The 25985-nt window shown below is 35.6% G+C and carries 21 protein-coding genes; 13 read left to right on the forward strand and 8 right to left on the reverse strand.

Going from position 1 to position 25985, the window contains the following annotated elements:
• The first annotated feature begins 289 nt into the window (after positions 1 to 289).
• The 3 genes from ACUN28_RS13690 (at position 290) to ACUN28_RS13700 (ending at position 4479) form a co-directional block, all read left to right on the forward strand.
• A complete protein-coding gene (locus ACUN28_RS13690) occupies positions 290 to 1831 on the forward strand; it encodes a serine hydrolase domain-containing protein (protein WP_016087209.1) in 1542 nt (513 codons plus the stop codon).
• A gap of 196 nt (positions 1832 to 2027) precedes the next feature.
• Complete coding sequence (locus ACUN28_RS13695; protein WP_016087210.1) at positions 2028 to 3260, forward strand: DUF4073 domain-containing protein; 1233 nt, start codon at positions 2028 to 2030, stop codon at positions 3258 to 3260.
• 223 nt (positions 3261 to 3483) lie between these two features.
• The gene (locus tag ACUN28_RS13700) at positions 3484 to 4479 is read left to right on the forward strand and encodes a D-cysteine desulfhydrase (RefSeq protein ID WP_016087211.1); all 996 of its coding nucleotides are present in this window, start codon (positions 3484 to 3486) and stop codon (positions 4477 to 4479) included.
• Between the two features lie 168 nt (positions 4480 to 4647).
• Here ACUN28_RS13700 and ACUN28_RS13705 read toward each other — a convergent pair whose 3' ends face one another.
• Positions 4648 to 4938, reverse strand: coding sequence for a hypothetical protein (locus ACUN28_RS13705; protein ID WP_016087212.1), 291 nt, complete (start codon positions 4936 to 4938; stop codon positions 4648 to 4650).
• Positions 4939 to 5039: 101 nt separating this feature from the next.
• Here ACUN28_RS13705 and ACUN28_RS13710 point away from each other — a divergent pair, with 101 nt between their 5' ends.
• The 3 genes from ACUN28_RS13710 (at position 5040) to ACUN28_RS13720 (ending at position 8491) form a co-directional block, all read left to right on the forward strand.
• A complete protein-coding gene (locus ACUN28_RS13710; RefSeq protein ID WP_016087213.1) occupies positions 5040 to 5462 on the forward strand; it encodes a hypothetical protein in 423 nt (140 codons plus the stop codon).
• Between the two features lie 1003 nt (positions 5463 to 6465).
• Positions 6466 to 7911, forward strand: a complete 1446-nt coding sequence (locus ACUN28_RS13715) for a L,D-transpeptidase family protein (RefSeq protein WP_016087214.1) — start codon at positions 6466 to 6468, stop codon at positions 7909 to 7911.
• A 364-nt stretch (positions 7912 to 8275) separates the two neighbouring features.
• Positions 8276 to 8491 (forward strand): hypothetical protein, encoded by a 216-nt coding sequence (locus ACUN28_RS13720; protein ID WP_016087215.1) that lies wholly within the window; start codon positions 8276 to 8278, stop codon positions 8489 to 8491.
• A 192-nt stretch (positions 8492 to 8683) separates the two neighbouring features.
• Here the strand turns inward: ACUN28_RS13720 and ACUN28_RS13725 are convergent, their stop codons facing one another.
• On the reverse strand, positions 8684 to 10057 hold the full coding sequence (locus ACUN28_RS13725) for a sensor histidine kinase (RefSeq protein ID WP_016087216.1): 1374 nt from the start codon (positions 10055 to 10057) through the stop codon (positions 8684 to 8686).
• On the reverse strand, positions 10054 to 10728 hold the full coding sequence (locus tag ACUN28_RS13730; RefSeq protein ID WP_016087217.1) for a response regulator transcription factor: 675 nt from the start codon (positions 10726 to 10728) through the stop codon (positions 10054 to 10056). The genes ACUN28_RS13725 and ACUN28_RS13730 overlap by 4 nt, the downstream gene beginning before the upstream one ends.
• A gap of 176 nt (positions 10729 to 10904) precedes the next feature.
• Between ACUN28_RS13730 and ACUN28_RS13735 the strand changes: the two genes are divergently transcribed.
• Both ACUN28_RS13735 and ACUN28_RS13740 read left to right on the forward strand, forming a co-directional pair.
• Positions 10905 to 11375: a lipoprotein gene (locus tag ACUN28_RS13735; RefSeq protein WP_016087218.1), complete on the forward strand. Its 471-nt coding sequence runs from the start codon at positions 10905 to 10907 to the stop codon at positions 11373 to 11375.
• Positions 11376 to 11395: 20 nt separating this feature from the next.
• On the forward strand, positions 11396 to 11719 hold the full coding sequence (locus tag ACUN28_RS13740; protein WP_016087219.1) for a PepSY domain-containing protein: 324 nt from the start codon (positions 11396 to 11398) through the stop codon (positions 11717 to 11719).
• A gap of 579 nt (positions 11720 to 12298) precedes the next feature.
• On the opposite strand, the gene ACUN28_RS13745 is transcribed toward ACUN28_RS13740, so the two are convergent.
• The 3 genes from ACUN28_RS13745 to ACUN28_RS13755 all read right to left on the reverse strand — a co-directional run bounded on the left by ACUN28_RS13745 (position 12299) and on the right by ACUN28_RS13755 (position 14698).
• Entirely contained in the window at positions 12299 to 13027 is a 729-nt protein-coding gene (locus ACUN28_RS13745; protein ID WP_016087220.1) for a hypothetical protein, read from the reverse strand.
• 832 nt (positions 13028 to 13859) lie between these two features.
• Entirely contained in the window at positions 13860 to 14237 is a 378-nt protein-coding gene (locus ACUN28_RS13750; protein WP_033659860.1) for a hypothetical protein, read from the reverse strand.
• A gap of 104 nt (positions 14238 to 14341) precedes the next feature.
• Positions 14342 to 14698, reverse strand: coding sequence for a hypothetical protein (locus ACUN28_RS13755; RefSeq protein ID WP_016087222.1), 357 nt, complete (start codon positions 14696 to 14698; stop codon positions 14342 to 14344).
• Between the two features lie 417 nt (positions 14699 to 15115).
• Here ACUN28_RS13755 and ACUN28_RS13760 point away from each other — a divergent pair, with 417 nt between their 5' ends.
• The 3 genes from ACUN28_RS13760 (at position 15116) to ACUN28_RS13770 (ending at position 16885) form a co-directional block, all read left to right on the forward strand.
• The gene (locus ACUN28_RS13760) at positions 15116 to 15277 is read left to right on the forward strand and encodes a hypothetical protein (protein ID WP_016087223.1); all 162 of its coding nucleotides are present in this window, start codon (positions 15116 to 15118) and stop codon (positions 15275 to 15277) included.
• A 337-nt stretch (positions 15278 to 15614) separates the two neighbouring features.
• On the forward strand, positions 15615 to 16001 hold the full coding sequence (locus ACUN28_RS13765) for a DUF1259 domain-containing protein (protein WP_016087224.1): 387 nt from the start codon (positions 15615 to 15617) through the stop codon (positions 15999 to 16001).
• 287 nt (positions 16002 to 16288) lie between these two features.
• Positions 16289 to 16885 carry a YwbE family protein gene (locus tag ACUN28_RS13770; protein ID WP_016087225.1) on the forward strand — a complete coding sequence of 199 codons (597 nt, stop codon included), beginning with the start codon at positions 16289 to 16291 and terminating at the stop codon, positions 16883 to 16885.
• Between the two features lie 322 nt (positions 16886 to 17207).
• Here ACUN28_RS13770 and ACUN28_RS13775 read toward each other — a convergent pair whose 3' ends face one another.
• Positions 17208 to 17810 (reverse strand): hypothetical protein, encoded by a 603-nt coding sequence (locus tag ACUN28_RS13775; RefSeq protein WP_016087226.1) that lies wholly within the window; start codon positions 17808 to 17810, stop codon positions 17208 to 17210.
• A 287-nt stretch (positions 17811 to 18097) separates the two neighbouring features.
• Between ACUN28_RS13775 and ACUN28_RS13780 the strand changes: the two genes are divergently transcribed.
• Together ACUN28_RS13780 and cypD are read left to right on the forward strand one after the other, a co-directional pair.
• Positions 18098 to 19576, forward strand: a complete 1479-nt coding sequence (locus ACUN28_RS13780; protein WP_033660094.1) for a DHA2 family efflux MFS transporter permease subunit — start codon at positions 18098 to 18100, stop codon at positions 19574 to 19576.
• Positions 19577 to 20085: 509 nt separating this feature from the next.
• Positions 20086 to 23283, forward strand: coding sequence for a bifunctional P-450/NADPH--P450 reductase (gene cypD, locus ACUN28_RS13785; RefSeq protein WP_016087228.1), 3198 nt, complete (start codon positions 20086 to 20088; stop codon positions 23281 to 23283).
• 212 nt (positions 23284 to 23495) lie between these two features.
• On the opposite strand, the gene ACUN28_RS13790 is transcribed toward cypD, so the two are convergent.
• The gene (locus ACUN28_RS13790; protein WP_033660093.1) at positions 23496 to 25607 is read right to left on the reverse strand and encodes a TerD family protein; all 2112 of its coding nucleotides are present in this window, start codon (positions 25605 to 25607) and stop codon (positions 23496 to 23498) included.
• Positions 25608 to 25985 lie beyond the last annotated feature (378 nt).

The raw sequence follows: 25985 nt of genomic DNA on the forward strand, positions 1-25985 counted from the left end.
GGGGTTCTTCTTTTTATAAAATGAATATTTGTAGTGTGTAATATATCCAATTGATTAACCGAACTAGTATTTTAGGGGCATTAACTGAAACCATAAATATAACCTCATGTCTATCTTGTTGATGAATTTCATTGTCCTCGGATAAAAAACAGTAAACCCTTTAAGTATGTAGTACTTTGATTTTTATTACAATTTTGTAAGGTTAAGTAATAAAAATCGATAGAACGGGATATTAGAATGGGATACTCTGATTGACGGGTAGAATATTCTGAAAAAAGGGGTAGAGCAAATGAAGAATAGACAAAAAGCATCGATAATATGCAAAAGTATTTTATGTTTAATGATTTGTATATTCATTACGAATGAAGCATGGTTTACAAATGTGGTAAGGGCAGAATCGGGCACGTTGATTGATAGGAGTATAGAGGATTTCAAAAGAAAGCTGGATGAACAGGTACCAAAATGGCAGGGGAATTATGAGGTACCAGGGGTTGCAATAGGGGTTGTACATGAGGGGCGTATTGCTTATACACTAAACTACGGTTATGTAGATAAAAAGACAAAAAAGGCGGTGAGTGATGATACATTGTTTCAAGCTGGTTCCATATCTAAAAGCCTTACAGCGTGGGGAATCCTACATCTTGTAGATGAAGGTCGTTTATCACTAGATGATCCCGTTGGAAAATATCTGACCAAATGGAAATTACCTAATTCAGAGTTTAATAATAATGAAGTCACGATAAGAAGATTATTAAGTCATACAGCAGGACTGTCTGCACATAAAGGATACCTTGGGATTGCACCAGGGAAACATCTTAATTCTATCGAGGAGTCTCTATCTGGAAAAGGATGGCTTAATGAACCAGTGGAGGTTACCAATAAACCAGGTTCAGAAATAATTTACTCTGGTGGCGGATATACAATTTTACAACTTGTAATTGAAGAGGTTACCGAAATACCGTTTGATCGTTATATGGAAGAACAAATTATGAAACCTTTAGGAATGAAATCTAGTTCATTCTTGCAACGTTCTGAAAACCATAACCTTTCAAAAGCTTATGGATATTTTGGAGAGGAGCTCCCTAGTTATCAATTTACCGAACAGGCTGCTGCAGGTCTCAAGACAAATGTTACGGATATGATGACATTGATACTTGCAAGCATGGATGCAAATAATAAAGGGAGTGGTGTCATCAAAAGTGAATGTGTTGAAGAAATGCAAAAGCCAGTATTAGGGGAGAATGGTTTAGGTATATTTGAAAAAAAACTATCTAATCAATGGAGATTACTTTATCATTCTGGTGACAATCGAGGCTGGCATTCTTTTTATGGTTTCATTCCTAATACAAAGGATGGATTGGTAATCCTTACAAATGGTGAAGGTGGTATAGACTTACGACAGGATATTTACCACGCATGGATTGAATATGAAACGGGAAATTTACCTGAAAGTTACATTTCTCTAGCTGAGCAGAGAAAAAGTAATTCCATTACATCAATTGTTATTGGAGCCATACTTAGTGTATATTTGCTGCTATTTGTAATTAGATTGTACAAAGGTAGAAGAACTTTCATTTTTAAGCAAGAGAAGAGATCCTACATTGGATTAGTAGTTAGGACATTTTTACTTATTATTACTGCTATCCTCGTTTTTTGTGCTGCCTATTTGTGGAGAGTTTTCAGCTTGAATTCCGGTAATACAATAAATTTTATTCTAATAATGGTATGGATTATAACATTATTAATTAGTGGATTTTTCCCGAAAATTAGAAGTAACAAAAAACAACGTATGAAACTAAAAGATTTAACATCAAAATTTACATTTATGTAATGTTAAAGGCTAGAAAGCTAGATTGGCGTAAATCGCTAATTGTGGTTTGCAAAAAAAGACAAAACCCCTTAAAAAACTCTTAATTTTTTACCTAATCAACCTTTACAATCTCTCCCTATAATGTGAATTGGACAAGCACCTAAGAGAAAGCAGAACATGTCAGTTTGTACATTTTATTATTAGGGGGAGAATTTGTATGAAAAAGGCAGTTGCTTCATTAGCTGTTATGGCGGCGTTATTACCGACATTTTCAGCACATGCGGAAGGGAAAGAGCAAATCCGAAAATCAGCTACAACTTTTAACGTTATTAGTGATATTCAAGGGGACTTAGGGGATTTTGATCACGTATTAAAAGATATGAATAAAGTGATGCCGCTTTCTAGAGCACTTATTATGAATGGGGATATAACGTCAACGGGACAACAGTCACAATACGATGATGTGAAGCGTGTGTTAAACAAAAATAAGTATCCAGAGAATGTATGGTCAACTGTTGGGAATCATGAGTTTTATGCTGGTAAATGGACAGCTGATGGGAAACTCTCTCAAAGTACATGGCCAAATGGTGTAACGGAAGAAACGCTATTCAACCGCTACTTACAATTTAGCGGGCAAGAAAAGGTATATCATAAAAAAGAATTAGACGGTTATCCGCTTTTATTTTTAGGAACTGAAAAATATATGAAATACCACGATTCAAAAATGTGGGATGAAGTATTTATGAGTGATGAGCAACTAGGTTGGTTAAAACAAAATTTAGAAGAGTACAGTCAAAAAGATAAAAATAAGCCAATCTTCATTTTCTCTCATCACGTTTTACCTGATACAGTATCTGGATCAAGACAATCACCGTACTTACAAGATTATTTAAATGTTGATAAGTTGTACGATATATTAAAAGACTATCCGCAAGTTGTTTTCTTCACGAGTCACACGCATTGGGATTTAAATTTACCAGACTGGGCTGGTAAAAAGAAAATTGCAGGCGGAGATAAAAAAGGATTTACTGTTGTAAATACGGGCGGAATTGAAACGGGCTGGATGTCAGCTGGACCAAATGGCGGAGAGAAGACTGCTCCTGATGGCTATTCATTTAAACAAGGGTTGCAAGTGAAAGCATATGGTAGCGATGTAATGGTGACAGCTTATGATTACAAACGTGATAAGGAGATAAAAAAATTATTAATTAGTGATTCGAAAATGGCACAAATGGCACCAAATGTAACCGCTGATGATAGTAAAAACGTAATCGTGGGTGCAACAGAATACATGGAGTACTCTATAGAAGGAACGGACGAGTGGCTGACGTATAATCCGGGGAATCCTCCGGAATTTGAGGAGGACAAGGTTGTATACGTACGTCATAAAGGCGAAATGAATTTAGAGCCAGGATTAACGCAGCTACTTCGATTTTCGGCAAATAAGTGATTGGAAGAGGGCCTACTTTTTTTATGAGTGGGTCTTTTTGTTTTGTCGGTAAGTTGATATAAATTTCATGTACCGTACTGTAGTGAAAATCTTTCATGTAAATCCATTCACCAAAACCGAATTTCAATACATTTTTATCTCAGAAAGATGACTTCATCATTTTTACATGTAATAATAGTATCGTTACATACATTGTGAAAGAAGTACAAAAGGAGCGTTATTTATGAATTTAGCTAAATTCCCGAGAAAAAAATATACAGAGTCATATACACCAATTGAAAAATTAAACAATTTTTCTGAAGCACTTGGTGGACCAACTATTTATTTTAAACGAGATGATTTACTTGGTTTAACAGCTGGTGGTAATAAGACGAGAAAGTTAGAATTTCTAGTTGCGGATGCACAAGCAAAAGGTGCAGATACGTTAATTACAGCTGGTGGTATTCAGTCAAATCATTGCCGTCTAACACTTGCAGCTGCGGTAAAAGAAAAAATGAAATGTATTCTTGTATTAGAAGAAGGGCTTGAGCCAGAAGAGAAGCCGGATTTTAACGGAAACTATTTCTTATATCATTTACTAGGTGCTGAAAATGTAATTGTTGTACCAAACGGAGCAGATCTTATGGAAGAGATGCATAAAGTAGCGAAAGAAGTAAGTGAGAAAGGTAGTACACCATATGTAATACCAGTTGGTGGATCAAATCCTACTGGCGCAATGGGATACGTTGCTTGTGCGCAAGAAATTATGGCGCAATCATTCGATCAAGGAATTGATTTCAGTTCAGTCGTTTGCGTAAGCGGTAGCGCTGGTATGCATGCTGGTTTAATTACTGGTTTTGCTGGAACACAAAGTAACATTCCTGTAATTGGAATCAACGTAAGTAGAGGAAAAGCAGAGCAGGAAGAGAAAGTAGCAAAACTTGTAGAGGAAACGTCAGCTCACGTTGGTATTCCAAACTTTATCCCACGCGAAGCGGTTACATGCTTTGATGAATATGTAGGACCAGGTTACGCGTTACCAACGCCAGAAATGGTGGAAGCAGTACAATTACTTGCGAAAACAGAAGGTATTTTACTGGATCCGGTGTATACAGGTAAAGCGGTAGCGGGACTAATCGACTTAATTAAAAAAGATACATTTAATAAAGAAGACAACATTTTATTCGTACATTCAGGTGGTTCACCAGCGTTATATGCGAATACGTCTTTATTTGCGTAAGTATGAAAAGCATTGGGTATCCAATGCTTTTTTGTTATATACTGGAATTATTAGGGGTGAGAGGAGAGGGTATATGAGTTCAAATGTAAAATGGATCATATATACGGTACTTAGCGTTTCTATTCTATTCATTGTATTTGTCGCTTATGGAGTTTATTTATATTTCACTTAAGTGAAATGGTAACCAAACCAAAGGAAAAATAAAATAATTGCTGTGTTAAATAGAGTAAAACATAAACCGATAATTGCTAAAATTTTTTTCTCAGCTCGGCTACAAAAAGAGATGATTGCTAAAAGGATTGCTATAACAGCGGAAACTAATATGAAGTAGGCGAAAGGCACGACATATTCGACTCCAACTCTGTCTAAAATAGGTGTGAAGAGAAAGAGATTAATAGTAACGAATATACTTACAATGAGAAACGTATAACTTTTCCAAGTGTATGTTTTTAATTGCATGGAATGGCACTCCTTCCTTACTATTGTTTATATTTCTAACCAAAAGATAATCACCTTTATTTTACAATGCGTATATTTTTATTGAAAAGAGGTAGATGAATGTGAGGATCAGAAATTTGTCTTTCGTTTTTATTGCCATCTGTATATTCATAATAACCGGCTGTTCAAATATACTAGGAAATGAAGAGCAAAGAATTGAAGTAGAAAAACATATTGGTGATAATGAATATGAGGATCTTAAAGTAGTGACAGATAATGATGAAGTGTTGCAAGTAAAGAAAATATTAAATGATACTAATTTTGAAAATAAAAAAGTGGAAATGTCTCGTCCAGGTGATTATCGCTTTATTTTTCAATTTAAAAATCCGAAAATAGAGGCGAAAGCTGTGTTGTATCAAATTTGGATAAGCCCTAATAAGGATAAAGTGGAAATTAAGGCGGGGGATAATCAGTACGCTCAATTAGAAGGAAAACATGCAGCCACTTTGTTTCGGATTGTTTCGGGGGAGAAGTTAGTTGAATAAACGTATATATAGTTATAGGAATTCAAATCGTACTTTTCATTTTGGGAGATAACGAGTTTGTAATTTACTCTTATTAGCAAGGAATGTATGAATAAATTTCAACAAAAATGGCTATCTTTTTATTTTGGAATAAATATTGAGAATAGGATTAAATAGAAATTGAACCTTGACTTGATGAGCGTGAGGTTTTACCCTTAGAAGTGCAAAAAAGAACTTTAAGGTGTCCAGTAATCTGTTAATTAATAATAAAAACAGGAAATATATTGTTTTTACAAAGGTTCGGTGTTATGTTTAATTTTCTCAATATAATATTTCGCTTATATAGGAGTGGCTATTTGAATAAGTTAATATTATTAGTTTTATTGGCTACATGCTGTCTCACTATTGCAGGATGTTCTAATAATATGATTACACCAAAGAATGAGTCTAAAACTTCAACATCTGTAAAGATTAAACGTATCAACAAAGCGTGGTACAAACATATATAATAGTTTTAAAGAAACTTGAAATTGTTGATGATAACAGGTCATAAGGTGAAATTAGTTAGGCTGATAGTAGATGTTGTGAACCTTGGCGAACAGCGGGAAGCAGTTAAATGTAGTGAAGTAGGGGGGATTATAACTTTATAAAAAATGCGAGATTAAAATATTCACAAAAAAGAGTCTACATGTAGACCCTTTTTTGTGGATATTTTTCATAAATAAAGACATCCTATGGTGCCTTCCTCTGATTTGAACCATCTGAAAATTATTTTACCAAGTTAAGTAGTATCGCCCTTTAAAATTCGGTGAATGCGAGGTGCCTGTAATAGCTCGATTGGTGTGGTCCTTTTTTCACTTTATCTACCATCTTTATATATCTTACTATTAAAAAATCTAACTTTAATCGATTAAATGAGATAAAATTTGGTTAAAAACAATGAAATTTTAGGAAAAATAAGGTACACTATTCAATGGTTTTGGTTTAAAATCGATTGACGTTAATATATACGGGGGAAAAATTGATGAATAACAATACAGTACATGAATCAGTTGAAGAAGTTGAGAAAAAACGGGTAAGATCAAGAAAACGTTTTACAAATTGGAAGCTAATCGCTGCGGGTGGCGGTGTAATTGCACTTCTTATTGGAGGAATGAGTTATTATCAGGCAACTCACTTCAATTCGAATGTTACGATTAATGATACAAAGGTCGGTGGTTTGAGCGCTGATCAGGCAATACAGAAATTAAAAACATCTGGACTAGCAAATAAAGTCTATATTGATCAACAACAAATTTTAGATGAACAAGATACAAAAACGGAACTGACGGAAAAAGATTTGCCACAAGTTAAGAAACTATTAAAAAGCCAGTGGACATTTTTCCCTTCCGCAAAGGAAAAAGATTATTCATTGCTACCGAAAGAAGCGGATCAGTATCGTAGTGAAACGATGAAAAAACTTGTAGAAGAAAAGCTTGTTTCTATGAATGAAAAATTAAAAGCGCCTCAAGATGCTATGGCGAAGCTCGAACAAGGAAAAGTTGTAATTTCGAAGAGTGTTGATGGAAAACAGTATGACGTTACGAATCTACTAAAAGATTACGACAAGCAGAAGCATAAAAGCGAAATTCATCTAAAGTCTGCATACATACAGCCTATTAAAGAAGACGATCCGATTATCAAAAAAGAAGAGAAAGCATTACAAAATCTTCTTAGGCAGTCTGTTGATTATAAAGTGCAGGATGAAGTGTATTCATTAAAAGCAAAAGATTTAATTCAAAATGCCTCTATGTCAAAGGACATGAAAGTGACAATCGATGCGAGCGAAATTAAGAATAAGATTGCTGAAATTAATAAGGCTAAATCTACATTACATAAAGACTTCGCTTTTAAAACACATTCTGGTTCGGTTATATCAGTAAAAGGACAAGGATACGGCTGGGCACTAGATGTGGAAAAAGAAACAAAACAGGTTCAACAAGCCTTTGAGAAAGGCGAAAAATCGCTTTCTGCTTCTAATATTCACGGGAATGGTTGGGAGAAGGAAGGAATCGGCTATAAAACAACATCGAATAATGGCATCGGAGACACATATGCAGAAGTTTCAATTGCAGATCAACAAATTTGGATTTATAAAGATGGGAAATTAGTCGTCACAACAAATGTAGTAACGGGTAAACATAGCACGAGTGAAGATACATCACCAGGTGTGTGGTACGTTCTATATAAACGAACACCATACACGCTGAAAGGAAGCGCAGTAGGTAAAGCTGATTATGCAGTTAAAGTAGATTACTGGGTTCCATTCACAAATAGTGGTCAAGGATTCCATGATGCAGGCTGGCGAAAAGACTGGGGAAATAATGCTTATTTAACAGGGGGATCAGGTGGGTGTGTGAACCTTCTTCCTAATGTTGCAAAAACTGTGTATGATAGTTTGAATACTTATGATCCAGTTATCGTGTACTAAAAAATCGCTATGTATTAAGAACTTATACGAATAAACAAAGCAGAAAATCTTACCTGATGGTCCATGAAAAAAAACACCCCTTGAATTCGCATACTAAGTGTGGGAATTCAATGGAGGTGTTTTTTGTTTGTATACAAGAGTTAATTGCTTATAAGAAACAAAGTAAAAAGAGATTAAAATAAAGAATAAGTATTCAAATAGTCAATAAAATTGACAATGAATATCATTTTCACTTAATATAGAATCGTCGCATTTAATTAGACATGAATTTTTTGTTAATATAATAGATTTCTATTAAATTGTCATATTTAGGAACTATCATTAAATCTTTTAAGAATTTAAACGTAGGAAAGGGTAATATAAAATGAACTGGAAAAAAGGCGGATTATGGGTTATTATTTTTTTCGTTGTAAAAGGCACGATTTCTACACTTTTAATCGTTACTGGTGCTAAATATTTTGATTTGTCATTTATGCAACTTTGCGTACTAATACTGATCTTATTACTGATATCTCTCATAAGTCGAAAATTGCTGCATAGACATAAACAAAACAAAAAGCAAAAAGAGCTAAATATATAATGAAGCCCCAGAGACCTTTGGATTTCTGGGGTTTTATTTCGATCGTTTTTCCCACATGTATATCAGCTTAACAGACCAGGTTGTCCAAAATGATAAAATCGATGCTGTTTAAAATGTTTCCGTTATTTTTACATAAGGATTGAAGAGAGCTTTTGAATCAATCTTTATTCTGAAGCGACAGATGCGCATAAATTATGCTCGTTTTTCAATTGGTAGTTTAAATGTAAAAGTACTGCCTTCTCCTAATTCACTTTCAACCGTAATTTCTCCTCCGTGTAGTTCGACAATCCATTTTACCATCGACAATCCTAAACCTGTGTTTCCAGTGCTTGAAGATGTTCGTGCTGCGTCAACTCGATAGAAACGGTCCCATATTTTATCAATATGTTGCTCGCTGATGCCGATGCCATTATCGGAGACTTTACCTATTATGTTGGTTTCATCACGGAACAGTTGCATATGAACAGTTCCGTTCGCTTTGCTATAAGCAATCGCATTCGTTAGTAAGTTCATTAATAAACGCATCATTAATGTTTGATCTGCTTTCATAAACAGGTCTTCCTCTATAGTAGTTGTTATATCAATTGAAGCTTCTTGAACCATTAGTGAAAGCTCTTCTACAACGATTTCCGTTAATTCACTCATATTGATACATTCAAATTGGAAAGTATTATGGTTTCCTTGATCAGCTCTTGCTAATAATAAGAGTTGTGAGATTAGCGCGGACATTTTGCGTGATTGCTTTAAAATTACTTCTAACGATTCTTCCATTTCTTTCGGATTATTCCTCTGCGATAAAGCGTATTCGCATTGCGAAATAATAACAGATGTTGGTGTTCTTAATTCATGAGAGGCGTCAGATGTAAATTGTTTTTCACTTTCAAATGATGTTTCCAATCGCTCAAACATTTTGTCAAAGGTTTGTGCTAAATGATACATTTCATCTTTCGGTGAACCTTGTAAATGAATTCTCTTCGAAAGGTCTTTACCATCACCAATTTTACTAGCTGAGTCACTCATTTGTTGCACAGGTCGAAACGCTCTTTGCGTAATAAAATATCCTCCTACTGCGGCAATGAGAATCAGTAATGGGAATGAGATGAGTGTTATCACAATAAGCGTATTCATCGTTGATGATAATTGGTTCATAGTCATTATTCCACGAACCCACACTTGCTCATCGCCGCCTGCATTATGGAGAAAATCATATACAATCCATTCTTTATTACCGTCTTTAATAGTTTGTATTTCATCGGATTTAAGCGATATCTTTTTATTAAAGCTTGTTGGACTATGTCCTGCCAACGGCTCACCTTGTTTACTATAAATGATGATATTTACTCCATCTTCAAAGGTTTCAAAATCATCGTCCATCTTTAATTGACCATGCTTATATTCGATATCTTCAATGCTTTCTTTTACTGTGCTCTTCAATTGATCTTTCATATTAAAAAGCAAAACTTTATCTGAAGAAGTTAAAATAAAAGCTAACACGAGTGCCATAATAATTACAATTAGCCCCGTATACCACAGGGTTACTCTCATTTTTATTGATAGTCTTTTCATGATTCTACTCGCAATACGTAACCAGTTCCTCGTACTGTATGAATTAACTTCGTTTCAAACTGGCTATCAATTTTTTTACGAAGATAGCGGACGTAAACATCAATAATATTCGAGCCACCTTCATAGTCGTAATTCCACACATGTTGCTCAATTTTATCTCGTGTCAACACAACTTCTTTATTACGAATCATATATTCTAAAATAGCAAATTCTTTACTGGAAAGAGTGATAACCTGGTCTCCTCTTGTTACTTTATGCATATTGCAATCTACCACTAGGTCAGCGATTTCAAACACATTAGATGTGTTTCCTGTATTTCTTCGCATTAACACTCGAATTCTTGCTAACAGTTCGTCAAAAGCAAATGGCTTTACTAAATAATCGTCCGCACCTAAGTCAAGTCCTGTTACACGATCATCAATTGTATCTTTAGCTGTAAGAAGCAAGACAGGGGTTGTATTATTGTCCGCGCGTAATCTTTGTAATACTTGTAAACCATCTATTCCGGGAATCATAATGTCAAGCACAATCAAATCGTAGGTAGCCAGGTTTATATAATCCAAGGCATCTTCTCCATTCCCACATGCATCGACACTATAATGTTCTGCATTTAATCGTTTTACTAATATATTTTGTAAGTCTTGTTCATCTTCGACAATAAGAACTCGCATTAACATTCTCCTTTTCTTCTTATTAATATGTATCACTATAATTCCAAAACATTAAAGAAAGATTAGAAACGATTTAATTATATCATTTTATTTTTTGTACATTAATCTTCCTTTAATGTTTGTTCAGTAATATAAAGGCAAGGATAAGGTGCACATGTAAAGGGAGGAAAAACAGAATGAGAAAGTGGATGCTGATTGGAGCAATGTCTTGTTTATTCTTAACAGCTTGTTCTACTCAAGCTGATAACAATACAGAAGTACAACAACTGAAAGTGGAAAATGATACATTACAAAAAGAAGTTGCTCAACTACAACAAGAACCAAACAAAACAGGGCCTGCTGTGAATGATACGAAGCCAATACAAGATTTCAAAAACGAAGTCTCATCTATTGTAGAAAAGGCAAATAACACGAAACCAGTTGGAGCAAAAGAAGAAAACTTAAATACGTACTTAGCAGCCAAAAAAGAAATTGATCAATTAGATGACAAGATAGAACGATCTGATAATCAGCTAGAAGCGGATTATCGTGCTGGAACGATAACTATTGAACAATATCAAAAGCAAGAAAGAGAACACGATATACTGGAAGATCAATTAGAGCAAGCAGAAAATGCTCTTGAAGCAAGATTTGGAATAGATGATTAATCATGAAGGAGTGGATGAAAATGTTAAAACATAAAAAGAAAATAATGATAAGTGTAATTGCAATTTTAGTAAGTGGTATTGCTATTGTTGGTGGATATTATGGTATGGGCTACAATTATGCCAAAAAGAATGAAAACTACACAGAGAAACAAGTTCGTGAAATTTCTTTAGCTCATACAAATGGGGAAATTATTAATGTGAAAAAAGAATTCGAATTAGAAGATGAAAACTTAACACAATCTAAATTTGAATATGAAGTGGAAATCAAGACACCTGATAATCTGTTAAATAGTTTAAAAGTTAGTGCTAGAACAGGTACGATAGAAATCAATAATGAGGATTAAAAAAATATCGACAAATAAAATATCGTATATTTGAAAAAATCCAGGCTAAGCAAAAATAAAATAAGCTACCCATATGGACAGCGTATTTACACAATTCTTGTTAAGGGTAGCGAAGAAAAAGAAGAATCCCTACTTTCACAAGGGAATCGTCTTTTTTGTTCTATGGATCTATGCATTTTTTATACATTCCTATCCTGGTGCGGTTTTAGGGTTCTTGTCTGTTATTGGATTAACCGAAAAACTGTATAAAATCTTGTATACTCTTAGCGTGGTTTTTTCCGAAATACTGGCGGTACCCCATGCTCATCAACTTAAGAACGGAAACAAAGTGAACTTTCGTTCAAATAAACTAAAAAACTCTTAAAACACTATTTATCCATTAAAAATGGGCATGGGTCCTGACGTCAAAAAGCGGATATTATACGTTAAGATATTTTTGGAAGTAAAAAACCTGTTTCCTTTTTTGAGATTTATTACAATAGATAATAATTTATAAATAAAAAAAGAGAAAGATTTTTATAATCTTTCTCTTTTTTTATACTAAAAACCGCATTAAAAAACTGCAAGTGCATCAATACATTAGAAATTTTGTGAACATGAAGTACAAGGTCCACCAGTAGGTTGGAATACAACATTATCAACAAAAGCTGTTGCTCCTTCCCCACCTGTAGCAATATTTTGGAAAGCAACACATGCTGTAGTCACACCAGCAGGTATACACACAACAAGAGTATAATGTTGGAAGCTAGATTGCAGTTGATTCGAAGCTGGGACAATATTCGGAATATTCGATGGTCCAAGAGTTGCAGGGAGAGGAGGACATCCATGTCCAAGTTCTGGGAAAGATACAGAAGCTATAAGAAGTGCACCATCCCTTATATCCGCAGCAAAAGAAAACGTAAAACAACAACCTTCGCCAACATCAACCGATTGATTAATACTTCCACCTGGTTCAATTGACGCAGCTAAGATACTAAGTGTCCCATTTGAAAGAATACGACCACTATGGGCGTTTGGAAAACCTACTTCTGTAACATCCCCAATTTGATTCCAACCTGGAACTAGATCGCCTACTAATGGTGGTTCGTCAAATCCAGGGTTATCAAGAATATTAGTACATGGACAACACGCTACTGCCGTAGGTCCAGTCGGCCCAGTCGGCCCAGTCGGCCCAGTTGATCCAGTAGGTCCCGTTGGTCCAGTCGGCCCAGTAGGTCCTGTTGGTCCAGTCGGCCCTATTTGAGGTAGAGGTACAGGGGGGAAAAAACACTCACACGGAATCTCAAATCTCTTTCTAAATTCACTCATTTATACACCAACCTTATCTTTCACCCACTTACACCTTATAACTTATGAATCCGCAAACGTACTAGTATAAGGAAAAAACCTATAAAAATTAAAAAAATATTAAAAACAAGCCCTTATGTCACAATTGTAAACCCATTTCATAATATATAAGGAACACAGATTCACTCCAAATAGCTTTCAATATATAAAAGGGGGTCCCCCTCCTGAAAGTTAACATTTGTGTTAGATATAGCAGTCTGAACTATCTAAGTACAGTAGTTACTGATCCAAATACTAGTTTTATTGCTGTTCCTGTTGGGCCTATTGATAAAAGAGAATGGCAGAATAATGGGGGAGTGTTATTTACAAAAGCACTCTTTTTCTATTTCTCTTTTACAAAATAGGGACTAGCCCCTCCTAATGTCATAAAAATAAAGAATGAGAGGAATTCATCCATATTTCCCCTTAAATAGGTACCACAACATGCCCATCAAGCTAATATTTTGAGAAACCTCCCATAACAAAAATTTTACCTTTTCACAGTTATTTATTAGAGTTTGGCTCAATTTTTCTTTTTTGGGGGTATTTGCTTTTCTTAGCTTGATGGCGATGGGGCGGGCCCCTTATAAAGAAAAGACACTCTAAGGTGTCTTTCTTCAACTTGAACCATCATATGTATTGGGCTCCCATCCAACTATTATTTTACCATGTTAAGTTGTATGGTTTATTGAGAAAAAGCCCTATATAAGGGTACCACATCAGCATTTCGGAAAAAAACTACGCTAAGAAAAAAATATAATAAACTAGCCCATATGGACAGCTTATTTACATCATTCTCGTTAATGGAAGTTAATTATATTTTTCTACGTACTAAATAAAAAGATAAGGCCCCCATAATAACAGGTGCAACGAAATCAAAGAAATGGGAAAAATTAAAAGGAAAAAGAAAAAGGAAGGGTATAAGTGTATAGATAACTGCTAGTCCTATAAATCCAGGAATTCCAAATTGAAATTCTCTACATCGTTTGATTTTCCTGTATAATACTTCCCCAATTAGACAAGCTACAAGAGCCGGTATACTACCATAAGTGACGATCGTTTTAATGAATTCTAATACAACGTTCGGGTGAATAAAGCTAGGATGAGAAATATATGAAATCAAGAACCATCCGAAAATAAAAGCAAACAGACTTACAGCATAACTAATTACAAATTTTATCAACGTAATCATCCTCATAGTTTTCTAATAGTAACTCCATTGTATGACATAACGTCCTATTATTGGTAGCCAGAAAAAAGCGGATTCCTACTCTAAAAAGGCACCCACTCATTCTTCTATACTAGTTTTGTTTTCTTTGCTCTTGCAAACTTCCAAAAAGCTGCAAGTAGTATGAGAAGCGGTATTCCCTGAATGAAGAGAAATCCTCCTAAAAAATAAAGTGCACGACTAACTAGAGAAGGGGCCGTTGCCGACTCACCCGCAAAATAAGCTCCATAATTAGCCGCCACACCTGCATAATCAGTTATCCCACCTATAAGAAGAGCCGCTGGACTTATGATTAGATTTATCCCTAAACAGACCATTATTGATGATAGATTTTTAGCCTTAATTTTTGGTGAAACAGACAAGAAAAACAATAATATTGCAGCGCCGTTTATAAGAAGTAATGTTATTACATAATAAATTCCCATAATATCCCTCCATGACTTTAATTGTACCATCAGCAAGGACAAATTTGTGCGAATTCGGATGAATAGGGTCTTCATGTGAGATTAACATAACGTCTCATTAACAGTAGTCAATGAGGCATATAATTTTCGTTTTTTGGGATTTGCTTTTCTTAGCTTGATAGCAAGGGGGTGAGTCATAAATTGTGGGAAATCTCCATACTTCTATTAACCCGTTAGTTAAAGAAGAATTTCTTCCACAACTCTTAAGTTATTATAATATGAAAAAATGAAATTCTCCTTCTGCAATTCATTCAAATTGGCCAATCATCGCATCTTTTGAATGCCCTGAAGTGCATAAGCAAAATGATTAACATATCCTATGCAAGAAAGTTGGGCTAGTTAATCGCATATGCTTTATTGAAGGGATGTGATTGAATTATGGAACGGCCGAATTGGGGAATTGGAGGATTAGTATTTGTTGGCTGCATGTTTCTTGGCGGAGGAGTGGGATCTATATTAGGCGATACTCATGCTGGATGGCTAATAGGGATGGGGGCTGGATTTATTGGGATGGCTGTAACGAGACTGATCAGAAAGTAATATAATGGGGATTCTTCTTCCGGTAAATAAGGAAATATGTAAGTTATTCATGGCATAAGAGCTCTATAAATTATAGTTAGAAGCTCCTCTTTTCTAAATTTCTCCATACATAGATATGATTCTCAAGTTGGAGGATGGCACCTTAGGGTGTCTTTTTTATGTTCCCTAAAAATGTCTTAACATATAAAGCCGAGTTAATTCAAATAATCCGGAATCATTGAGTTAATAGATTTTGGCGGATTGCCGTCATCTTTTTTGTAATAGAATAGATTCATTACCGTTTCAGACCTATGTATTCATTCATACCCTAACAGTAAAAGGGGAGATGATTCAAGGTATGGCGTGTAATGATGAATTAATTTGTCAACAGTTTGCAAGAATTATCGGTGGCCAAGAAGGATTCGCCGGTGGAAAATGCGTGGCAACAATAAATCGGGATGAAATAAAGGCAACAATTTTAGGAAAACGTTTTAGAGTAACAACTTCCTTCTCATTCGAATCAAGAGATAATAAAACTGGACGGGCATTATGTTTAGGACGAGTAGCGCTCTTACAAAAAGAGGTCAATGGATTTGTTGCTACAATTATTAAACAAGGAATAATCGTTTCGTCTATACACAATGAGTGGTTATGTGATGATCCAAATTTAATTTACGTTAATATCGAAGACGTTGATGATCCGCTAAGCTTTGCAAGGAAAGTTAGAAAAGCGTTATGTAATTAACCAATCTATTTAGTTAAATGAGCAATATAAAAGGATCTTCAATCGAAAGATCCTTTTATACATAAGGTGAAGGTTTTTCTTTGTATTGCATTAATTAAGTTCACTTGACTAGCAAACGGACGTAATTCCTATGCACGAATCGATATAATAATAATCTCCGCCTTTATTGTAGCGTGAGTGTTAGTCAAAATTAAATATATACGACAAATTTTGACAAAGAAATACATGCATTTTTGTTATGCTATGAAAGTTATTGATTTGTAATGTATATATAGGAGGATTTTTTAATGTTAAAGAAATTGTTATTTTTTGTACTTTTGAGTTTGTGTGTAATGTCTTTAAGTGCTTGTAAAGGTGAGGAAGAAAAATTAAAAGTAGCATCAGATGAGCAAAAAATAGATGAAGATAAAAAAGTAGCGGAGGAAGAAAAACGTAAGCAAGAAGAGCAACAAAGAGCAGAAGAAGAGAAGCGTAAGCAAGAAGAGCAACAAAGAGCAGAAGAAGAGAAGCGTAAGCAAGAAGAGCAACAAAGAGTAGAAGAAGAGAAGCGTAAACAAGAAGAGCAACAAAGAGCAGAGGAAGAAAAACGCAAGCAAGTAGAGCAGCAAAGAGCAGAAGAAGAGAAGCGTAAACAAGAAGAGCAGAAGACTCAGCAACAACAGAGAACACAAAAACAAGAAAAAACAACACAAGCAACAGGTGGGAAACCAACAAGATCACAAATTTCAGTTGGTTCACATGTAGTTATTCAATTAGATAATGACTATAGTAAAACTGTAAGTGGTGTTGTGAAAGACATTTTAACACATAGTGAAACACATACATACGGTATTAAAGTTCGATTACAAGATGGACAAATTGGCCGTGTTCAAAGTGTTAACTAGTGAAAAAAGATTTGACTACTTTTCAAATAAATAAAAACTACAAAAAACGGTTCTTTCGTAAAGGAACCGTTTTTTTGTAACGTTTTGCTTAGTGTACGAAATTTGCGTTTTGTTGGTGCCACCACACCTCTATCAAGTTACCACATACAAGGTAATAGATGTTTTTTATAATTTGAAAGGAGAGGAAACGAAACGAGCTTGGAGGGAGTACTGGAACCATACAATAAATACACTCAGGGGGCATATTTGAGAAGATTAAATCAATGGAAAAGGAACTGTTTTTTTAGTCTGGGCTATGGACTTATCCTCCCGTTCTAATTCACTAAAAGAAGAACTTCCCCATACCCATTAGACTACTAAGCATTCCGATTCCATTCATGGTGCCTTTTCCTACTGTAAGTAAGTTTCCAAGCATTCCTGTCTGACTGTAACCTCCGTTATTCCCCCATCCCATGGGACTTATCTGTTCGCCCCATCCTGGAGAGTTTCCGAAAATACCCCAGTTATTGGTACTGAATTTAAAAGCCTTAGCTGGCGGCGATAGTAAAGCGGCAAGATTACCGTGTGCGAACATCCCCGCATGATTGAATGGTTGGGCCCAGGGGAAGGGAGGTTTTTGAAAATTAAAAGCAGCATGGCCTGGTAATGGAGTCCAATTAGCAGGATGACCTTGGGGCATCATCCCTGCATAATGGCTTGGCTGCCCCCAAGAGAAGGGAGGGAATTGGGGATTGAAACCCGTATAATTGGCTGGTGAATCCCAACCAAATGGATAGACTCGACAACTCCAATTCTCAGGAACCTTCAGACTATCCATTCCCTCCGCTTTAGTTATTTGGGGCTGTGAATATAATGACGACATTGAAATTTGGTTATTATATGGTTCACCGTTTCCCTTTGAATTCAAATACCAATATTGGTACATAAGCTTAATCCCCTCACTTTAAAAATGTAATGTTTGACTTAACCTATGTAATATTCCTTTTTATGGATAGTTACATAACTAGATTTACAAGCCTGTATTTAAATGTTTATAAAGGTTTAATCAATAAAAAAATTTTAAAATGTTATGTTGAGCAAATAGAATTGCTAAAAAGAGAATATCCAGTCGAAGAGTTTGGCAAAATACTGCAAGGATAATATATTTTTGTGCAGATATGCAAACGATTTAAACGAATCAATGGAATTTATAATGAAGGGGCAAATAAATATATGAATGAAACATTACATAAAAGAAAACCACCATATTTAATGCTTGTAATCCTTTTTATTGGGGCATTTGTTTCATTTCTAAATAACTCCCTTTTAAATGTAGCCTTGCCATCAATCATGAAGGATTTAGACATTAAAGATTATTCAACGATCCAGTGGCTTTCTACAGGGTATATGCTTGTAAGTGGTATATTAATTCCGGCATCAGCATTTTTAATAACTCGCTTTTCCAATAGGAGCTTATTTATTACATCTATGGTGATTTTTATTTTTGGTACGGCCTTAGCAGCTGTAGCACCGAACTTCGGTTTATTACTTACTGGCCGGATGGTTCAAGCAGCAGGTTCTTCAGTCATGGGGCCTTTGTTAATGAATATTATGCTAGTAAGCTTTCCAAGAGAAAAAAGGGGAACAGCAATGGGGATTTTTGGATTAGTTATGATTACAGCACCAGCAATTGGACCGACACTATCAGGTTATATTGTAGAGTACTATGACTGGCGTTTGCTGTTTGAAATGATTTTACCGCTAGCAATCATTAGCTTACTGTTAGGGATTTGGAAATCGGAGAATGTCATGAGACAAAACAAAAATGCAAAACTTGATTATCTCTCATTACTATTATCTTCTGTCGGTTTTGGCGGTTTGTTATATGGATTCAGTTCTGCAAGCTCCGATGGTTGGACGAATAAAGTGGTCTTAACAGCCTTAATCATAGGCGCTATTTCCCTAATTGCTTTCATTATCCGTCAATTAAAAATGAATGAGCCTTTATTGGATTTACGTGTTTACAAGTACCCAATGTTTGCACTTGCGTCTGTAATTGCAATTGTCAATGCGGTGGCTATGTTTTCGGGTATGATTTTAACACCAGCTTATGTACAAAATGTCCGCGGTATTTCGCCGCTGAGCTCTGGGCTGATGATGCTTCCAGGTGCGGTAATAATGGGGGTTATGTCACCAATTACAGGTAAACTATTTGATAAATATGGCCCGCGAATTCTTGGCATAGTAGGACTTTCCATTACAGCTGTTTCAACTTATATGCTGGCAAACCTGCAAATCGACTCTAGTCACACACATATTATTCTTATTTACACACTGCGGATGTTTGGGATGGCGATGGTGATGATGCCACTTATGACAAATGGCCTTAATCAATTGCCAACTCGCTTAAATCCGCACGGTACGGCTGTTAATAATACAGCTCAACAAGTGTCCGGTTCGATTGGTACTGCTATTCTTGTTACGATTATGAATTCAGTAACAAAAACAAAAGCTGAAAGTCTAATGTCTGAAGTAGATCCAACAACCTTCACAGAAGCTACGAAGGCAATATTAACTCAGAAGGCATTATTATCCGGAATTCAATATTCATTCTATGTAGCGCTTGGCATGAATGTTGTTGCACTACTATTAGTTTTTTTCGTTAAACGTGTAGATACAAGCCCGGAAGCTGTCGAGAGGTTAAATCGGTAGAGCAAAATAAAACGCGAGATAATGATTCCTACAAGTTTTTTTGCTGATTAGTTAGACCATGAAAAAATGCAAATTTCTGCTGCTAAGGCGCTGGTATTTAAACCTGGAAAAGAACCAGTGAAATAATTACACATAGTGAAAAGGATCTGATATTCATATCAGATCCTTTTTCACTAGTAACGCAGTATACTTGCTTATCGTATTTGTTTGAATAGACATTAGAAATTACTGATTTTCCAAATACTACAATCTTTAGCTCTCAATTTCTGATAAACATAATAATAATACGCTTCATTTTCATTTAGTATTTTTTTTCTGCAAGTTATAAATCTAATGTCAACAAACAACTTAGATTACCAACCTTATAAGCAATATCATAATCGTGAATAGTTAGGGAAAAGATAAAATAAGGTAATCAATTACATATCTTTATCCCAGGCGATTCAATGTTATCTTCTTTGTATTGAATGGGATATTTTATTTCATGCTTTTTTGAAAGGGTGTTTTTAATGGATAAAAAAGTATCTGCCATTCCTCAGCCGAAAACATATGGACCGCTGGGGAATCTCCCATTAATCGATAAAGATAAACCGACCTTATCGTTTATCAAGTTGGCGGAAGAGTATGGTCCCATTTTTCGAATTCAAACTTTAAGTGATACCATCATTGTCGTTTCTGGACATGAACTGGTAGCAGAAGTCTGTGACGAAACACGGTTCGATAAAAGTATAGAGGGTGCTTTAGCAAAGGTTCGTGCCTTTGCTGGAGACGGATTATTTACAAGCGAGACTCACGAGCCTAACTGGAAAAAAGCTCATAATATTTTGATGCCTACATTCAGCCAACGGGCAATGAAAGATTACCATGCCATGATGGTCGATATTGCCGTACAACTCGTTCAAAAATGGGCACGGCTTAATCCAAATGAAAACGTGGATGTTCCGGAGGATATGACTCGCCTTACATTAGATACAATTGGTCTGTGTGGTTTTAATTACCGATTCAATAGCTTTTATCGTGAGACCTCTCATCCTTTTATCACTAGCATGACCCGTGCTCTAGATGAGGCGATGCACCAATTACAGCGACTGGATATAGAAGACAAACTCATGTGGAGAACGAAACGTCAATTTCAGCATGATATTCAATCCATGTTTTCTTTAGTAGATAATATTATTGCTGAACGTAAAAGTAGTGGAAATCAGGAAGAAAATGATTTACTTTCCCGTATGTTAAATGTGCAGGATCCGGAAACTGGTGAAAAATTAGATGATGAAAATATTCGTTTTCAAATTATCACTTTTTTAATAGCTGGGCATGAGACAACAAGTGGATTGTTATCTTTTGCAATCTATTTTTTATTAAAGAATCCAGATAAATTGAAAAAAGCCTATGAAGAAGTAGATCGTGTTTTGACAGATCCTACTCCAACATACCAACAAGTTATGAAACTTAAGTATATCCGGATGATTTTAAATGAATCGCTACGTCTATGGCCTACTGCTCCAGCATTCAGTCTCTATGCAAAAGAAGATACAGTGATTGGTGGGAAATATCCAATTAAAAAAGGAGAAGATCGTATTTCTGTTCTTATTCCACAGCTACATAGGGATAAAGACGCGTGGGGAGATAATGTGGAAGAATTCCAACCTGAACGATTTGAAGAGTTGGATAAGGTTCCTCATCATGCTTATAAGCCATTTGGAAATGGTCAACGAGCATGTATCGGTATGCAGTTTGCACTTCATGAAGCCACACTCGTAATGGGAATGCTTCTTCAACATTTTGAATTAATCGATTATCAAGACTATCAGCTGGACGTAAAACAAACATTAACGCTAAAGCCCGGTGATTTTAAGATTAGGATTCTACCCCGAAATCAAACTATCAGCCATCCTACTGTTCTTGCACCTATAGAGGAAAAGCTGAAAAACCATGAAATCGAACAGCAAGTTCAGAAGACTCCTTCTATTATTGGAGCCGATAATCTTTCGCTTCTTGTTCTGTATGGCTCGGATACAGGGGTAGCAGAAGGTATTGCAAGAGAACTAGCAGATACAGCTAGTTTAGAAGGTGTTCAAACGGAAGTGGTAGCTCTTAACGATCGAATTGGAAGTCTGCCAAAAGAAGGGGCGGTTCTTATTGTAACTTCTTCTTATAATGGAAAACCACCAAGTAATGCAGGGCAGTTTGTGCAATGGTTGGAGGAATTAAAACCGGATGAGCTAAAAGGTGTTCAATACGCAGTTTTTGGTTGTGGAGATCATAATTGGGCTAGTACCTATCAGAGAATTCCAAGATACATTGATGAGCAAATGGCTCAAAAAGGAGCAACAAGATTTTCTACACGTGGAGAAGCGGATGCAAGTGGTGATTTCGAGGAACAACTCGAGCAATGGAAACAAAGCATGTGGTCTGATGCGATGAAGGCATTTGGATTGGAACTCAACAAAAACATGGAGAAAGAACGCAGTACATTAAGTTTACAATTTGTCAGTCGTCTTGGAGGATCTCCTCTTGCGCGAACATATGAAGCAGTTTATGCATCTGTATTGGAAAATCGTGAACTCCAATCATCCAGTAGTGATAGAAGCACGCGACATATCGAGATATCCTTGCCAGAAGGCGCTACGTATCAAGAAGGAGACCATCTTGGGGTGCTGCCAATTAATAGCCAGAAAAATGTCAACCGAATTTTAAAACGCTTTGGATTAAATGGGAAGGATCAAGTCATACTGAGCGCAAGTGGACGCAGTGTAAATCACATACCTTTAGACAGTCCTGTTAGTTTAATTGAGCTTCTTAGTTATAGTGTTGAAGTTCAAGAAGCAGCCACTCGAGCACAAATACGGGAAATGGTGACATTCACAGCATGCCCTCCTCATAAAAAGGAATTGGAATCATTATTGGAAGAAGGAGTTTATCATGAACAAATATTAAAGAAACGTATTTCAATGTTGGATCTTCTTGAAAAGTATGAGGCTTGTGAAATCCGATTTGAACGCTTTTTAGAACTTCTTCCTGCGCTTAAACCGCGTTACTATTCTATTTCGAGCTCTCCACTCGTTGCACAGGGTCGTTTGAGCATTACGGTTGGTGTTGTTCATGCACCTGCATGGAGTGGGGAAGGGACATATGAAGGAGTGGCTTCTAATTATTTAGCTCAGCGTCATAATAAAGATGAGATTATCTGTTTCATTCGAACGCCACAATCAAACTTTCAATTACCTGAAAACCCAGAAACACCAATTATCATGGTTGGGCCAGGGACTGGAATTGCACCATTCCGTGGATTCTTGCAAGCGCGTCGTGTTCAAAAGCAAAAAGGTATGAACTTAGGACAAGCACATCTATATTTTGGTTGTCGTCATCCTGAAAAGGATTATCTCTATCGTACAGAACTAGAAAATGATGAAAGAGATGGATTAATCTCTTTACACACAGCTTTTTCTCGCTTAGAAGGACATCCTAAAACATATGTGCAGCATTTAATAAAACAAGATAGAATCAATATCATTTCGTTATTAGATAATGGGGCTCATCTTTATATATGTGGTGATGGAAGTAAAATGGCTCCGGATGTAGAAGATACCCTTTGTCAAGCATATCAAGAAATTCATGAAGTCAGTGAACAAGAAGCAAGGAATTGGTTGGATCGTGTGCAAGATGAAGGGCGATATGGAAAAGATGTTTGGGCTGGTATATGAATGTTTCTTAATTAGATACATATTAACTAATGAACTTCTTTCGAATAAATTTCACTTTATTAGTATAGTGTATTTAGATGAATAGTGATTAACCGGACTATTTAGTATCTACTAAATAAAAAAACAGGACCTGATATTCATCTATCAGGTCCTGTTTCACATAGACATTATACATGGATATTTTCCACACATTATCAATGTTTGTAATGTAGTTAGTCTTGTGGGTCAGCGATAAAATCAGATATTATTTTTTCGATATCAAAAGGAGTAATCCCTTTATCCAAAGAAAAAATGCTTTCTGCTTCTTCGATGTCTTGAACGAGTTCACCTCTAGCTTCAATATGTAATCGGAACAAATCATATAAATTCGGTTTAACTAAATTAGTAAAAGCCTTTCCAACTAGTATCATACCTTTTTGATTAGCCTCGATGGTATTATCATAAGTTAGATCTCTTGTAAGAGACAAATCTGTCCAAATCAATTTTCGTTCCTTTAAGTCTAAGATAACTGGAATAGATATTTGGGTGTCGGCAGTAATATCCACTTTATCTTGAACAGTAGAAGGTTCAAATATTTCACCTGAACCAGGATATTGACGAACCATCCAACCAGTAAAGCATTCTGGTAAATCTTTATATGGTTGGTCTGTGTAAGAAAGCAAAGTCATGACTACATAGCGTCCACCGTATTTCAGCACAGACGGAATATCGAAATCAATGAATTCAGATGCCCCCTTTGGTGCAGAAGTAATATCTCCGCTATGGTAGGCTTTGAAATTTTTTGAACGTAAGTTTGTGAAGGATACATGTTCTTTGTATTGCCAATCTTCGTCGTACATTGCAGCAGACAAATCAATGTCAACGCGTCCTGTATGTTGTCCATTCACATAGCCTTCTTTCCACCATAGGAAAAAACGAATCGTATCTCCTTCTGGCAAATCTACTTTACTTCCTCGAGATAATGTGCGAAGCGCTTTGCTGGCTGAACGTTGAGAGAAGGGAACTAAGTGATTTTTTAACTGTTCATCCAAAAATACTTTTCCGAGACTTGGAAGTTCTGCGAAGCGATTTTTTAAAGTATCTTCACACATTTTTACAATCATTAAACAAATATCCTCTGAGATAAATGGAAGTGTATTTTCAATACCTATAGCTTTTGCTACATTTCCTTTTGGAAAAAAGGTACGAAATTCATTTTTATCATTTCGATGCTTAAAATGAGCCGTGAGTTGAAGTAATACAGGAGTAGAAACGTTTCCTATTATACTTAGAAAATCTTCGAGAATATTGAAAACATCTGTTGACTTATCACTACATAAACGGATTAAATGATCCAAGCGTCTGGCAAATTCCCCCGGGCGAGTTTTTAAAAGATTTTTCGCTGTCATGATATCACGATTCAACAAAGCTGCTTCTATTTTTCCATTAAATGTTTCAACTTTAATGTTGTTGCGAAGAATCTCAAATGCTCGGTGGGTTTTGGAGAAACGAGTATGATATTCTGCTGGATGAAGAATTTCACCTAAACGAATCCAACGTTTTTTGTATCGAAGCATATCTTCGGTAATGTTTCCGCATTGTTCTAACAATCCTAAAAGGAAGCGTCTTTCTGCTCGGTTAAACTTCTTGAATCGAACGGAGGATGCTAAACTCACATCGCCTTCAGATAAAGCAACTGCAAGGCGAAGAACATCAGTTGCTGTTTTAAAATACTTTGCAGCAGCATCGGCTGATATTTTTCTGTTTATTAATAAAACCCCAATTATAAAAGACATATTTTCCTTATGAGGAATTACATTAGGTAGAAAACAGGAAACATCTTCAGTGTGTGTAATAGCCCATTCTACATCTGTCTTATCAGTTGAGGAAATAGAGCTGTTTGCACTAATCAATTGAGAAATCATTTGATTGAAATCTTCTTCACTTCCTAAGTCAATAACTTTCAAATCAACGCTATCTAAAAGAGGAAGTCGTTCTTCTATTTTTGATACAGGTAGGTGCAACGTCACATAATGAATAATGGCATTGATGTATAAATCAGCGTCACTTAAATCCATCATTTGTTGCGGAAAGTTTGGATACATAGGAGTAAACTGAAAATGTGCTCCAACCATTTCTTTTAAATGTTTTACCAACTCTTTGTAAAACGATGTGAATGCATCAACCGAAAGTGTTTGCAACTCTTCTATTAAAGGCTCGGAAAAAGTAAATCCTAAACTTTCCAAGTTTTTTAAAACAGTGGCTAAATAAATGTTCGGTAGTTTATTTTCTTCTCTTTTTATAATTACTTTCAAACTTCTTCTTATATAAATAGAATTTTTCATGAGAACGCCAGCTATTCACTCCTTATAAAAGAGGGGAATAGTCTGACTGTCCTCCTTTCAGTGGTAGATTTTTATTTTTACATGCATAAACACACTAATTGTAGAGAAATGCACAGAGGGTACATAGCTATTTTTTAGTGAAAAATTAGGGGTATAACATTTAGTTGTTAAGTGGTAATTTGTTAATTAAGAAAAGAAAACCTCTACATCAATGGTTTGATAAACTAAAGTTTATTCAGTACCAAAGAAGAAAGAGGTTTTATAGTCTAATTATTTTTCATAGGGAATTGACAACTCTAAAACAATTTGAAATTTCTACAAAGAAGGAAGAATTGTCATAGCCTATGTGTTTAGCAGGAAAGGAACATCCCTATTTCG

This window comes from Bacillus sp. WC2507, from assembly GCF_052656125.1.